A 13,058-nucleotide genomic window follows, 5' to 3' on the forward strand; every position below is an offset into this window, starting at 1 on the left:
ACCCTAGCCAGAGCCCTCCTCCGCAACACCCCAGTCCTCCTCTTGGACGAACCAACCACCGGCCTCGACGCCCCCACAGCCCACCACCTCATCCAATCCCTCCCCACCACCCGAACCACAATCCTCATAACCCACGACCACTCCCTCCTCCAGTACGCCAACCGAGTCGTAGACCTCACCTCGACAGGGTTCGGTAGCGGTGGGCTGATAGGGGGAGGAAGATTGCGGTCAGGAGTAGGGGAGCTATGACGGCTGCGGCGCCTGCGTGGGTGCCGATCCAGGTTGCTGTACTGGATGGGTCGGGGTTGCCGAAGAGTTCGCGGGCTGCGGTGGCGGTTGCGGACAGCGGGTTCCACTGGGCGATGGTGCCCAGCCAGGTCGGCATCGTCGAGGTGGCGACGAACGTGCTGGACAGGAAGCCGATCGGCCAGACGAGGACCTGGACCATCGTGACGCTCTGGGCGTTCTTCACCGACAGGCCGACGAAGATCCCGACCCACAGCAGCGCGAACCGGAGCAGAAGCAGCAACCCGAACGCCGCCAGCGCGGACGGCAACCCCTCGTGCCAGCGCCACCCGAGCGCGAGACCGGTCGCGACCAGAACCGCCAACGTCACCACCGAGTCGAGCAGGTCCGCGATGCACCGCCCGAGCACCACCGCCGCCGCGCTCATCGGCAGCGACCGGAACCGGTCCGTCACGCCCTTCGACACGTCGGTCGCGACCGCGGTCATCGTGCCCTCCAGCCCGAACAGCATCGCCAGCGCGAAGATCCCGGGGACGAGCAACTCGTAGTACGACGCGTCCGACGCCATCGCCCCGCCGAGCAATCCGCCGAACAGCAGCAGCATCAGCACTGGGAAGAACCAGGTGAACACCACCAGCCCGGGCTGCATCCGCCAGTGCAGGAACGTCCGCCGCGCGATCGTCCAGCTGTCCGCGAGCACCCACATCATGCCGCCACCTCCGCCCCGGTCAGGTGCAGGAAGACCTCGTCCAGCGTCGGCCTCCGCAACGTGATGTCCTCCGGTTCGATCCTTGCCTCATGCAACGAGTTCGCCATCACCACCAGCGCTTTCGTCCGATCCTTGACCGGGATGCTGATCCGTACGTCGGTCACCCGCACCTCCCCGTCCGACAGCGGCGCGGCCAGCTCCACGACCCGCGGCACGTCGCCCGGATCCGCGAGTACCAGCTCCAGCCGGTCCGCCCCGAGCTGCGTCTTCAACGAGTCCGGCGTCCCCTCCGCGACCACCCGCCCCGCCTTCAGCATCGAGATCCGGTTCGCCAGTTGATCCGCCTCCTCCAGGTACTGCGTCGTCAGCAACACCGTCGTACCGCCGTCGACCAACTGCCGTACGGCGTTCCACACCTCGATCCGCCCGGCCGGGTCGAGCCCGGTCGTCGGCTCGTCCACGAACAGCACCCGCGGCGCCACGATCAGGCTCGCGGCGAGGTCGAGCCGCCGCCGCATGCCGCCGGAGTACTTGCCGACCGCCTGCCCGGCCGCCTCGGTCAGCCCGAACCGCTCCAGCAGCTCGTCGGCCCGGGCCTTCGCGTTCCGCAGGTGGTTCAGCCGCCCGAACATCACCAGGTTCTGCCGCCCGGTGAGTACCTCGTCCACGGCGGCGTACTGCCCGACCAGGCCGATCCGCCGCCGTACCTCCGCCCCTTGCCGTCGTACGTCGTACCCCGCGATCGTCGCCGTACCGGAATCCAGCTCGAGCAGCGTGGACAGGATCCGCACCGCTGTCGTCTTGCCGGCGCCGTTCGGGCCGAGCAGCCCGGTCACGGTGCCGGCCGTGACCTCCAGGTCGAAGCCGTTCAGCCCCGCACCCTCCGTGCCGCCGCGGTAGTTCTTCCGTACGCCGACGGCCTCGATCACTGTTTCGCTCGTCACTTCCCACCTCTCGGGTCGATGAACCGTAGAGTGTACCGTACATTGTACGGCTCAGGTACGATTCGTCCAACGACAACCGCTGGAGGAAGGTTCCGAGTGGCGGGAAGAAAGGCGGCGGCGCCCGATCCGGCGCGCAGTCTGGCGCTGCTCTGGGGCAGCCACACCAAGCCCGGCCGGTCCGGTCTCACGGTCCGCGCGATCGTCGAGGCGGCGATCGCGCTGGCGGACTCCGAGGGGCTCGACGCACTCTCGATGCGGATGGTCGCCGACCGGCTGAAGGTCGGCACGATGTCGCTCTACACGCACGTCCCCGGCAAGGGTGAGCTGACCGACCTGATGTTCGACCAGGCGTACGGCGACCTGTACGCCGACGACGAGCCGGTGAACCAGCCCGGCGGCTGGCGCGGCGCCCTCGAATTCATCGCCCGCCGGAACTGGGACGTCCTCACCGCCCACCCGTGGATCCACGACGTACCCACGGTGCGCACCGCGCTCGGGCCGAACATCACCCGCAAGTACGAGATCGAGCTCCGCCCGCTCGACGGCCTGGGCCTCACCGACGTCGAGATGGACTCAGCCCTGACCCTGGTCCTCACCCACGTCCAGGGGACCGCCCGAGCCGGCGCCGAACAACTGCGGACCCAACGCGACTCCGGCCTCACCGACCAGGAGTGGTGGCGTCAGATCTCTCCCACCCTCACCACCGTCATGACCGGCACCAACTTCCCCCTGGCCGGCCGTGTAGGCACCGCCGTAGGCGAACACTTCCAGTCCGCCCTGGACCCGGCCCACGCCCTCAGCTTCGGCCTGACCACCATCCTCGACGGCCTCGCCCAACTGATCGCGTCGAGATCAGCTGTTGAGTAGGTCCTCGAAGGGGGTCGGGTTCTCGAAGGGGTCTGCTGCGGCCGGCGTCTCGTGGTGGAGGGCGGCGACCAGTTCGGCGGCTGCTTGGGTGATTCGGGGGCGGAGCGTGGCGGCGTTGGGGCCCCAGTCGGTGGAGGCGGCGTAGACGGCGGTGGGGACGGGGAGGGCCTTCAGGTACGCGAACAGCGGGCGCAGGGCGAACTCCAGGACCAGCGAGTGTCGCTCGGTGCCACCGGTGGCGGCCAGGAGGACGGGTTTGCCGGCCAGCGCCTGGTCGTCGAGTACGTCGAAGAACATCTTGAACAGACCGGAGTACGACGCGCTGAAGGTCGGGCTGACCACGATCAGCGCGTCGGCCGCCGCGACCGTGTCCAGGACCTCGCGGAGCTTCGCCGGCGGGAAGCCGGTGAGCAGGTTGTCGGTCAGTTCGTGGGCATGATCGCGTACTTCGATCAGCTCGACCCGCGAGCCGATTCCGCGCCCGGACAACTCGTCGCGGACCGCGTCCGCGAGCTGGTCGGCGAGCAGCCGGGACGACGAGGGGGTCGTCAGCCCGGCCGACACGACAGCAATGACCTTCTCGTTCATCGGGCCGGCTCCTCGATCGTCTCCAGTTCCCGCGCCCGCTCGGCCGCGGCCTTCAGCGAGGCATGCGTCGGCGCGTCCGGTACGTGCGCCGGCTTCAGCGCCGCGAACTCCTTCCGCAGTACCGGAACGACCTCCTCGCCGAGGATGTCCAGTTGCTCCAGGACCGTCTTCAACGGCAAGCCGGCGTGGTCGATCAGGAACAGTTGCCGCTGGTAGTCGCCGAAGTGCTCCCGGAACGACAGCGTCCGCTCGATCACCTGCTGCGGGCTACCGACGGTCAGCGGCGTCTCCCGGCTGAAGTCCTCCAGCGTCGGCCCGTGCCCGTACACCGGCGCGTTGTCGAAGTACGGCCGGAACTCCCGGACCGCGTCCTGCGAGTTCTTCCGCATGAAGATCTGCCCGCCGAGCCCGACGATCGCCTGGTCCGCGGCGCCGTGCCCGTAGTGCTCGAAGCGCCGGCGGTACAGCTCGATCATCTGCTTGGTGTGCGAGATCGGCCAGAAGATGTTGTTGTGGAAGAACCCGTCACCGTAGTACGCCGCCTGCTCGGCGATCTCCGGCGACCGGATCGACCCGTGCCAGACGAACGGCGGTACGTCGTCCAGCGGCCGCGGCGTCGCGGTGAACCCCTGCAACGGCGTCCGGAACTTGCCCTCCCAGTCGACGACGTCCTCGCGCCAGAGCCGGCGGAGCAGCGCGTAGTTCTCGATCGCGAGCGCGATCCCGTTCCGGATGTCCTGCCCGAACCACGGGTACACCGGACCGGTGTTGCCGCGCCCCATCATCAGGTCGACCCGGCCGTCGGCCAGGTGCTGCAGCATCGCGTAGTCCTCGGCGATCTTCACCGGGTCGTTGGTGGTGATCAGGGTCGTCGAGGTGGACAGGATGATCTTCGACGTCCGCGCGGCGATGAAACCGAGTTGGGTCGTCGGCGAGGACGGTACGAACGGCGGGTTGTGGTGCTCGCCCTGCGCGAACACGTCCAGCCCGACCTCCTCCGCCTTGAGCGCGATCCGCACCATCGCCTTGATCCGCTCGCCCTCGGACACGGTGGTCCCCGTGGTCGGGTCCTCGGTCACGTCCCCGACGCTGAACACCCCGAACTGCATCCGTCCTCCTCGGTAGATGGTTGACTATTAAACTACCAGAACGTCGGGGCTTGCGAAGTCATTCCGTACCCCAGCCACTGACCAAACAGCAACGCCGACCCGTTGCCACGCTCAGCGTGGCGGGGTCGGCGTTGCTTCTGGCCTGTTGGTCAGTGGCGGAGGTCCGCCTTCAGACCGTATGGGGCGTCAGCAGTTCGTCGTCGCCGGTCAGCGCGGCGGCGATCCGGCGGTGTTTGCCGGCCTCGTCCGGGCGGGACAGGCGTTCCAGGGTGCGAGCCATCATCAGGTGGGCGTAGTACTCGGTTGGCTCGCGTTCGATGACCGCCTGGAGGTGCTCCTCGGCGGGCTTCAGGAGTGCGGCGTGGTAGTACGCCCGCGCCAGCAGCAGCCGGGTACCGACGTCCTCGGGGGTTTCGTCGACCACCGGCTGCAGTGCGCGGATCGCGCCGCGGTAGTCACGGTCCTCGAAGTACTGCTGTCCGAGGCCGTAGCTCAGTGCGCGCATGTCTTCCATGCGCTGCTCAACACCGCCCGCCTGGCGAATATGCCCAGGTCAGGCCGCATCCAGTACGGCGACCTGGTCGGCGGTCAGCCGCAGCTCGACGGCGGCGTACGAGTCCCGGATCGTCTCCGGACGGCTCGACCCCGGGATCGGGATCACGTGCGGGGACTTGGCAAGCATCCACGCCAGCGTGAGGCGCTGCGGTGAGACGCCGAGCTCGGCCGCGAGGGTGTGGAACGCGGGGTGCTTCGCGCCGAGGTCGCCGGCCCGGCTGATCCCGCCCAGCGGGGACCACGGGAGGAACGCGATGCCGAGCTCGTCGCACAGCTCGAGTTCGGGCTCGCTGGAGCGGAAGGCGGGGGAGAACTGGTTCTGCACCGACACCAGACGGCCGCCGAGGATCTCCTGCGCCTGGCGGATCTGGTCCGGGTTCGCGTTCGAGATGCCGGCCATCCGGATCTTGCCGGCGTCGAGCAGGTCCCGGATCGCGCCGATCGAGTCCGCGTACGGTGTCTTAGGGTCCGGGCGGTGGAACTGGTACAGCCCGATCGCCTCCACCCCGAGCCGCTTCAGCGACGCCTCGGCCGCCTCGAACAGGTGCTTCGGGGAGCCGTCCTGCGTCCAGCTGCCGTCGCCGGGCCGCAGGTGGCCGCCCTTGGTGGCGACGAGCACGTTCGACGTGTCGCCGCCGTACGACGCCAGCGCTTTCGCGATCAGGGTCTCGTTGTGGCCGTCGTCGGTCGCGGTCAGGTGGTACGCGTCGGCGGTGTCGATCAGCGTGATCCCGGCGTCGAGCGCGGCGTGGATGGTCGCGATCGAACGGGCCTCGTCGGGCCGTCCCTCGATCGACATCGGCATCCCGCCGAGCCCGATCGCGGACACCTCGACGTCACCGATCCGGCGGGTCTTGTTCGTGTCAGTTGCCATATGTCCAACGTCCCGCGCGACCGACCACAATTCCAACAGGAATATCCGCACACAGTCAGCAGTGCGGTCGATTAATCAGCCCGGTACGTCGAGCCGCTGCGTGCCGACGACCGACAGCAGCCGGAGCGCCTCCTCCGACGGCGAGCCGGGGGTCGCGGTGTAGATGATCACCTGCTGGTCGCGGTCCGGGATCGCGAGCGCGTCGCAGTTCACCGTGACCAGGCCGACGAGTGGATGCTGGAACGACTTGCACAGGGTCGGTTCGCCGGCGATCTCGTGCGCTTTCCACAATGCGGTGAACTCAGGGCTCTCGGACAGCTCGGCGATCAACTCCCGCAGCTCCGGATCGTCCGGGTACCGCGCCGCGACGGACCGCAGGTGGTTCACCGAGCTCCGGGCGAAGCGTGCGCCGTCGACCACGGAGTACACGTGCTTGTCGCCGCCCAGGAACGCGCGCCGGAGCAGGTTCCGTTCGGCGCGGGTGCGGACCGAGAAGTCCTCCATCAACGCCGTCGCCAGGTGGTTCCAGGCGATCACCTCGCAGTACGCCGAGAGCACGATCGCCGCCGCGTTCGGTAACCGGTCGAGGAGGTCGAGGATGCTCTGCCGTACCTCGCGCGGCGGTCCCACCGGTCGCACCGGTGGTACGCCGGCCAGGTGGTGCAGATGGTTGCGCTCGGCATCGTTCAGCCGGAGCGCCCGGGACAGACCCGTCAGTACCTCCGCGGACGGATGCGGCGCCCGCGCCTGCTCGAGCCGGGTGTAGTACTCCGTGGAGATGTACGCCAGTTGCGCGACCTCCTCCCGGCGGAGTCCCGGCGTACGGCGTCTGCGCCCGGCCGGCAGGCCGACGTCCGCCGGGGCGACCCGCTCGCGCCGGCTGCGCAGGAATGCCGCAAGCTCCGCCTTGTCCACGCCCTCCAGTCTGCCCGCTCGCTGCGCGTTAACCAGGTACAACGGATGCCTGGTTAACAGGGCGCGGGCCGCGAAGGCTCGAAGGCATGAGCAAACTTCTCGACAACAAGGTCATTTTCATCACCGGCGCCGGGCGCGGTATCGGCGCCGCGGCGGCCCGGCTGTTCGTCGCCGAAGGTGCGCAGGTGATGCTCGCCGCCCGCACCGAGTCCGAACTCGCCGCCGTCGCCAAGGAACTCGACGCGCGGTACGTCGTCTGCGACCTGGCCGACCCGGACGCGATCCACGCCGCCGTCGACCGGACCGTGGCGGAGTACGGCCGCCTGGACGCGGCCTTCAACAACGGCGCCGTCGGCCAGCAGCCGGGCCCGATGGACGGGCTCGGGCGGGACGAATTCGACCAGGTGTACGCCGTGAACCTGCGGGGCGTCTGGTCCGCGATCGTCGCCGAGGTCGCCGCGATCCGCGCCACCAGCGGCCACGGGAGCATCGTCAACACGTCGAGCGTCGGCAGCTTCGCGGGCAACCCGGCGCTTCCGGCGTACGGCGCAATGAAGCGGGCCGTGAACAGCCTCACGGAGTCCGCCGCGATCACGTACGCCCCGGAGAACATCCGGGTGAACGCGATCGCACCCGGCACCACGCTCACCGAGATGCTGCAGGACTGGGACCGCGCGCAACCCGGCGTCATCGACGCGCTGATCGCCCAGGCCCCGATCGGCCGCGGCGCCGACCCCGCGGAGGTCGCCGAGGCCGCCGCCTGGCTGCTCAGCGACCGCGCCTCGTACGTGACCGGCGCGGTCCTCCGCGTCGACGGCGGCCTGGGAGTGTGATGAGCCCACTTATGTAGGGTGGTTTGAATTGCTCGCTACCCAGGAGTTACCGATGGCCTACGAACCGTGCCGCTACGCCCAGCGCTGGCCCGAGCTGTTCGAGTCGCTCGACGACGACCAGAAGCAGCGCGTCAGCGACGCCCTGGCGAACAACCAGCTGGAGGGCTGGGAACCGCAACGCGACGACGTCGCGGACCTCGCGGCCCGGGAGGCAGGGCGGATCGACACCGCCGAGTACATCCGCCGCACGATGGCCAGGGTCCCCCGCGGCGACACGGTGTAACCGACCCGGCCACACCCGGGCAGCCGCGAGGCCTGAGGATAGGTACATGCAGACCGACGAGCGGATCCGCCGGGCGCGGCCGGACGACGTACCGGCGCTGGTGGAGCTGGTGTACGCGCTGGCCGAATACGAGCGCGCACCCCACGAGTGCCACCTGACCGAGGACCAGCTCCACACCGCCCTCTTCGGCGCCACCCCGGCCGTCTTCTGCCACGTCGCCGAACACGAGGGCCAGGTCGTCGGCTGCGCGATCTGGTTCCTCAGCTTCTCGACCTGGCGCGGCGTCCACGGCATCTACCTCGAAGACCTCTTCGTCCGCCCGGAATCCCGCGGCACCGGCCTCGGCAAGGCCCTCCTCACCGCCCTCGCCCAGGAATGCGTCCACAACAACTACGAACGCCTCGAATGGTCCGTCCTCAACTGGAACACCCCCGCCATCGACTTCTACAAGTCGTTGGGCGCCAAACCCCAGGACGAATGGACCGTGTACCGCCTGACCGACGAGGCCCTCACAAACCGGGGCTCGTAAGAAACCGCCGCCGCAGCTCGGCAATCAGCCGCGCCTTGTCCCCGAACGGAGGTCCCACCAGCCGCCGTCCCCGGCCCAGGTCACCAACCTCACGTCACCCAGCGGCCGCTACGGCGTCTCGACGACCTCCTCCCAGGTGTCGTCGAGCGGCGGTACGTCGTCGTACAGCTCGACCGTGAACCCGACCTCCCCGGTGTGCAGCCCGGTGATCAGGAACAACCTCCCAGGCGAGGCCGCGCCGCACAGCCCGTTCTGCTGCCCGGCAAAGCACTCGCCGAGATCCGAGTAGCTGTCCAGCACGCTCTCGACATAGATCTGTGCGTACGAAACCCAAGCCGGCCCGGTCATCAACACGCGCATCAGCTCACCTCCGGAAAGGCCACCCGCAGCTCGGCGAACAGTTGATCGTGGTGCTCGAACGGTCCGAGGCCGAACCAAGTGGTGCCGATCGCGGCGCGGAGCGGGTCGTCGTAGCAGGCGGCGGTGACCACCCTCGTGACGTTCTCGAACGGGTCGAGTCGGCTGTCCCACGAGGTCGGCAGGATGCCGAATCCGAGTGTGACCGGTGCGTCGGGCAGGCGTGGCGGCCGCGGGCCGTAGAGCGCGTCGTACAACGCGTCGCCGCGGTCCATCCGTGCCAGCACGTCCGGGATCCCCTCGAGTTGATCGAACCCCGCCTCGACGCACGCGCGCCGGGCCGTCCAGCGGGCGATCACCCGGAGGGTCTCCGGGCCGGTCCGCTCGAACGCGTCCACCAGCGGGCGGTCCAGCGCGGACAGCTCCCGGGCGAATCGGACATTCTCGAGCCGTTCGGTCGGCAGGGTCCCGCCCCAGGCGGCCGCGTGCTCGGCGAGGCGTTGTTCCTCGGCTCGGCGGGCCTTTTCGCGTTTCTGGTCCGCCAGTTCCGCGGGGGTGGGGAACTCGCGGACCGCCTTGTGCTTGTACGCCGCCTGGCGGCTCGTTTGCTTCACGATGCGCTCGGGGGCCGAGCGGGCGGGCCAGAACTGGAGGAGGTACCGGTCGGGCGAGGACTCGCCGTCCATCGGGGGTCCCGCCTGGTGGCCGGCGTCCATCCCCCACGCGGAGTAGCGCACCCGGTAGTCCGCGCCGGGATCGAGGTCGAGCGCCCACGATCCACTACCTCCCCAACTGACCAGCTGCGCGGTTTCGATCGGCCGGTACGGCGCTTCGACGACGTCCTCCGCGTCGTACTCCACCGTCGGCATCGTGTCGTGGACCTCGACCGTGAACTGCACCTCCCCGGTGTGCAGTCCGGTGATCAGGAACAGCGTTCCCGGCACCGCCGCGCCGCAGAGTCCGTTCTGCTGCCCGGCGAAGCACTCGCCGAGATCGGCCCAGTCCGCTCCGCTCTCCACGTAGATCTGCGAGTAGGCGACCCGCGCCGGACCGCTCATCACTGTGCGCATCTTCCCCCCACCAGTCGATGCACAGTTCCTACACGCCGAAAGGTGCAAGCGTGTCAGCTACGAGCGGTTCTTCTTTGCGGTGTACATGGCCTGGTCGGCCTCGTGCAGGAGGGTGTCGAGGTCGGTGGTGGTCGGTGTGATGGGGACGGTGCCGACGCTGGTGGTGACCTGGATGTCGATGTTCGGCAGTGGGCGGCTGACCGCGTCCTCCAGGCGGGTGATCAGCGTGCTGAGGTCGTCGCCGGTGATGTCCTCGGCGAGTACGGCGAACTCGTCGCCGCCGAGCCGTGCGACCGTGTCGCCGTGCCGGACCGCAGTACTGAGCCGGGTGGCGATCTCGCGCAGCGCGTGGTCGCCGGCCTCGTGCCCGTAGCTGTCGTTGACCAGCTTGAAGTGGTTGAGGTCGCAGAACAGCAGTGCGCCGGGCCGCCCGGTGAATCGCGTCTGCTCGAGCACCTTCGCGAAGCGCTGTTGCAGGAGCCGCCGGTTCGGTAGGCCGGTGAGCGGGTCGTGCGCGGCGTGGTGCCGGAGCTGGCGTTCGGCGTCCTTGCGGGCGGTCACGTCGTCGATCTGCACGAGCAGGATCCGCGGCTGCCCGGCGCCCTGCTCGACCAGCGACGCCGTACCGCCGAGCCAGATCGCGTTCCCGGACGGCTGCGTGAAGACTCGCTCGAACCGGTACGTGCCGTTGCTGGCGGCAACTTCTTCCAGCTCGGTCCGGGTCTGGTCCGGCTCGTCGTCGCGCAGGAAGCTGACCAGCCGCATCCCGAGCAGCTGGTCCGCGGTGTAGCCGGTGATCCGGCAGAACGCGTCGTTCACCCGCAGGATCCGGCCCAGGTCCGGCCCGTCGAAGGCGATCGTCGCCATCCCGTTCCCGGCGCCCTCGAAGACCAGCCGGAATGTCGCCTCACTCGCCTCCAGTCGGGTCTTCTCGGCGAGCAGCTGATCGGTCAGCCGGGCCTTGTCGATCGCCACGCCGGCCTGGGTCGCGAAGATCTCGAGCAGCTCCCGGTGGATCGGCCCCGGCCGCCGCTGGTCCTCGGGCAGGTCGACCGAGAGCATCCCGACCAGCTCGCCCTCGGACGAGTACAGCGGTGCGAACAACGCGTCCAGCGGGTGCCACGCGTCCGGCGCGTCGGACACCGGTACGTCGGGAACCCAGCCGGTCACCTCGCCCTCCGGCAGCCGCTCGTGCGGCACGAACCGGAGCTTGCCCCAGACGTCCGCGATCGCGAACTCGGCGTCGAACAGGTCCGCCGCGCTCACCCGGCCGAGGAGCGCGGCCCGGGCCTCCGGGGACCCGGCCACCGCGATCACCTCGAACTTGCCGTCCGGATAGCGCAGGTTCAGCACCGCGATGCCGAAACCGAGCCCGTCCACGACCCCGTCGACGACCGCCTGCAGGGTCTCGGCAAGGCTGCGCCCGGCGCCCATCCGCGCACTCACCTCGTACAGGCGCCGGACGGCGGACAGCCGGACCGCGGGCTCGTTCTGCACCCGTTGAGAATAGGCCGATTTCACCCGCCGTGAGCAGCTGTATCCACAGCTGACCCGGTTAAGCGTTTGTTGTCACAGCCGTTTCAGTACCGCAGCTCGGTCAGGCCCCGGTAGCTGCGCTCAGCTGATTGCCAGGCATCGGTCGGCTTGTCATGCTCGACGAGGTACTGCTCGACGCCACCGGACTCCGCATGCGCGAACATCGCGCCGAAGTCCAGCTTGCCGGCGCCGACGTCCTCCCACGAGCCGTCCGCGGCCATGTCCTTCACGTGCAGCGCCGGGAACCGGCCCGGGTGCTCCTGGAACAGCTTCGCCGGGTCGTGCCCGCCGTCCACCGCCCAGTACAGGTCCAGCTCGAACCCGAGCAGCTCCGGGTCGACGTCCAGCAGGATGTCGTACAGCACCCGCCCGTCGATCTCGTCGAAGTCGTGACCGTGGTTGTGGAACAGCAACTTCAGCCCGGCGTCCCGGGCCGCCTTGCCGGCCTCGGTGAACGCGGCGGCCGCCGTCTTGAACCCTTCGACCGAGTGCAGCTCGGAAGGGATCGACGGTACGACGGCCCACTGTCCGCCGAGCGTCCGTACGTCGGCCAGCGCGCCGGCCCAGTCGTCGGTCATCCGGGCGTAGCCGACGTGCTCGAGCACGATCGCGAGCCCGGCGTCGTCCGCGAACCCACGGATCTCCGCCGCACTGTGCTCGAACCGCCCACTCACCCCCACCGTGCGATACCCGATCCCGGCGAGCCGCTTCAGCGTGCCCGGGTAGTCCTGGGCCAGCACGTCTCGCATCGTGTAGAGGTGCATCCCGATACCGTCGGCGGGAATGGTCCGGTCAGTCATACAGGTACTCTCCTTCAGAGGACGTGTTCCTGATACCTCGCGTACGCCAGGTCGAAGACCTGCTGACCCGGCGCGTCCCACAGTTGCTGGTTGAAGATCTCGACCTCGATCGGCCCGTCGTACCCGGCCGCGTCGCAGGCCACGCGCAGCCGGCGGAGCTCGATCGCGCCGTCGCCCATCATGCCCCGGCCGAGCAAGGTGTCGGCCGGCAGCGGTACCACCCAGTCGCTGACCTGGTACGACGCGATCCGCGCGCCGGCCCGCTCGATCTGCCGGTACACGTCGGCGTCCCACCAGAGGTGGTACGCGTCCACGATCACGCCGACCTGCTCGACCGGGAACTGTTCGGCCAGGTCGAGCGCGCCGCCGAGCGACGACACCACGCACCGGTCCGAGCAGAACATCGGGTGCAGCGCCTCGACCGCGAGCGTGACCCCGCGTTCGGCGGCGTACGGCGCCAGCTCGGCGAGCCCGTCGCGGACCATCGCCCGGGCGCCGTCGAGGTCCCGCGATCCGTGAGGCAGGCCGCCGCTGACGAGTACGAGGACCGACGTACCGATGGTCGCGGCCTCGTCGATCGCGCGCCGGTTGTCGGCGATCTTCGCCTGCCGTTCGGCGGGATCGGTCGAGGTGAAGAAGCCGCCGCGGCACAGCGAGGACACCTTCAGCCCGGCGCCGGCGACCAGCTTCGCCGCCTTGTCGACGCCGTACTCCTGGATCGGCTCGCGCCACAGCCCGATCCACTCGAGCCCGGCGTTCGCGCTCGCTCCGACCACGTCTTCGAGCGGCCAGTACTTCGTGGTCGCCTGGTTGAGGCTGTACCGGTTCATGCGTCGATCCCGC

Annotated in this window: 15 protein-coding genes and 1 pseudogene; 4 read left to right on the plus strand and 12 right to left on the minus strand. The window is 69.3% G+C overall.

Translation table 11 applies throughout. The annotated features are described in order from the left end of the window. Positions 1-175: 175 nt before the first annotated feature. Positions 176-955: an ABC transporter permease gene (locus VFF46_RS14240; RefSeq protein WP_325037588.1), complete on the minus strand. Its 780-nt coding sequence runs from the start codon at positions 953-955 to the stop codon at positions 176-178. Beyond that, positions 952-1,899, minus strand: a complete 948-nt coding sequence (locus VFF46_RS14245; protein WP_325037589.1) for an ATP-binding cassette domain-containing protein — start codon at positions 1,897-1,899, stop codon at positions 952-954. Before VFF46_RS14245 ends, VFF46_RS14240 begins: the two co-directional genes overlap by 4 nt. 96 nt (positions 1,900-1,995) lie before the next feature. Here VFF46_RS14245 and VFF46_RS14250 point away from each other — a divergent pair, with 96 nt between their 5' ends. After that, on the plus strand, positions 1,996-2,766 hold the full coding sequence (locus VFF46_RS14250) for a TetR/AcrR family transcriptional regulator (protein ID WP_325037590.1): 771 nt from the start codon (positions 1,996-1,998) through the stop codon (positions 2,764-2,766). Here the strand turns inward: VFF46_RS14250 and VFF46_RS14255 are convergent. The 5 genes from VFF46_RS14255 to VFF46_RS14275 form a co-directional block, all read right to left on the minus strand. Then, positions 2,752-3,354 carry an FMN reductase gene (locus VFF46_RS14255; protein ID WP_325037591.1) on the minus strand — a complete coding sequence of 201 codons (603 nt, stop codon included), beginning with the start codon at positions 3,352-3,354 and terminating at the stop codon, positions 2,752-2,754. The two genes, VFF46_RS14250 and VFF46_RS14255, sit on opposite strands and share 15 nt — an antisense overlap. After that, positions 3,351-4,463: an LLM class flavin-dependent oxidoreductase gene (locus VFF46_RS14260; RefSeq protein ID WP_325037592.1), complete on the minus strand. Its 1,113-nt coding sequence runs from the start codon at positions 4,461-4,463 to the stop codon at positions 3,351-3,353. The genes VFF46_RS14255 and VFF46_RS14260 overlap by 4 nt, the downstream gene beginning before the upstream one ends. Before the next feature lie 169 nt (positions 4,464-4,632). After that, positions 4,633-4,977: a tetratricopeptide repeat protein gene (locus VFF46_RS14265; protein ID WP_325037593.1), complete on the minus strand. Its 345-nt coding sequence runs from the start codon at positions 4,975-4,977 to the stop codon at positions 4,633-4,635. Between the two features lie 39 nt (positions 4,978-5,016). Beyond that, positions 5,017-5,892 (minus strand): aldo/keto reductase, encoded by an 876-nt coding sequence (locus VFF46_RS14270; protein ID WP_325037594.1) that lies wholly within the window; start codon positions 5,890-5,892, stop codon positions 5,017-5,019. A gap of 75 nt (positions 5,893-5,967) precedes the next feature. Then, positions 5,968-6,807, minus strand: a complete 840-nt coding sequence (locus VFF46_RS14275) for a helix-turn-helix transcriptional regulator (protein WP_325037595.1) — start codon at positions 6,805-6,807, stop codon at positions 5,968-5,970. Positions 6,808-6,893: 86 nt separating this feature from the next. On the opposite strand from VFF46_RS14275, the gene VFF46_RS14280 reads away from it, so the two are divergent. The 3 genes and pseudogenes from VFF46_RS14280 to VFF46_RS14290 all read left to right on the plus strand — a co-directional run. Continuing rightward, positions 6,894-7,640: an SDR family oxidoreductase gene (locus tag VFF46_RS14280; RefSeq protein ID WP_325037596.1), complete on the plus strand. Its 747-nt coding sequence runs from the start codon at positions 6,894-6,896 to the stop codon at positions 7,638-7,640. 52 nt (positions 7,641-7,692) lie between these two features. Continuing rightward, positions 7,693-7,923 carry a hypothetical protein gene (locus VFF46_RS14285; RefSeq protein WP_325037597.1) on the plus strand — a complete coding sequence of 77 codons (231 nt, stop codon included), beginning with the start codon at positions 7,693-7,695 and terminating at the stop codon, positions 7,921-7,923. Between the two features lie 25 nt (positions 7,924-7,948). Then, a pseudogene (locus VFF46_RS14290) lies at positions 7,949-8,452 on the plus strand (GNAT family N-acetyltransferase); the annotation flags it as partial. 108 nt (positions 8,453-8,560) lie between these two features. On the opposite strand, the gene VFF46_RS14295 reads toward VFF46_RS14290, so the two are convergent. The 5 genes from VFF46_RS14295 to VFF46_RS14315 all read right to left on the minus strand — a co-directional run. Further along, positions 8,561-8,812: a hypothetical protein gene (locus VFF46_RS14295; protein ID WP_325037598.1), complete on the minus strand. Its 252-nt coding sequence runs from the start codon at positions 8,810-8,812 to the stop codon at positions 8,561-8,563. Next, a complete protein-coding gene (locus tag VFF46_RS14300) occupies positions 8,812-9,879 on the minus strand; it encodes a hypothetical protein (RefSeq protein WP_325037599.1) in 1,068 nt (355 codons plus the stop codon). The genes VFF46_RS14295 and VFF46_RS14300 overlap by 1 nt, the downstream gene beginning before the upstream one ends. Before the next feature lie 57 nt (positions 9,880-9,936). Then, positions 9,937-11,376 carry a diguanylate cyclase domain-containing protein gene (locus VFF46_RS14305; protein WP_325037600.1) on the minus strand — a complete coding sequence of 480 codons (1,440 nt, stop codon included), beginning with the start codon at positions 11,374-11,376 and terminating at the stop codon, positions 9,937-9,939. An 83-nt stretch (positions 11,377-11,459) separates the two neighbouring features. After that, a complete protein-coding gene (locus VFF46_RS14310; RefSeq protein ID WP_325037601.1) occupies positions 11,460-12,215 on the minus strand; it encodes a sugar phosphate isomerase/epimerase in 756 nt (251 codons plus the stop codon). A 14-nt stretch (positions 12,216-12,229) separates the two neighbouring features. Then, positions 12,230-13,058 (minus strand): sugar phosphate isomerase/epimerase family protein (locus VFF46_RS14315; protein WP_325037602.1); only part of this gene is annotated, 829 nt, incomplete at its 5' end.

It is taken from the genome of Kribbella sp. (genome assembly GCF_035655035.1).
Lineage (GTDB): Bacteria > Actinomycetota > Actinomycetes > Propionibacteriales > Kribbellaceae > Kribbella.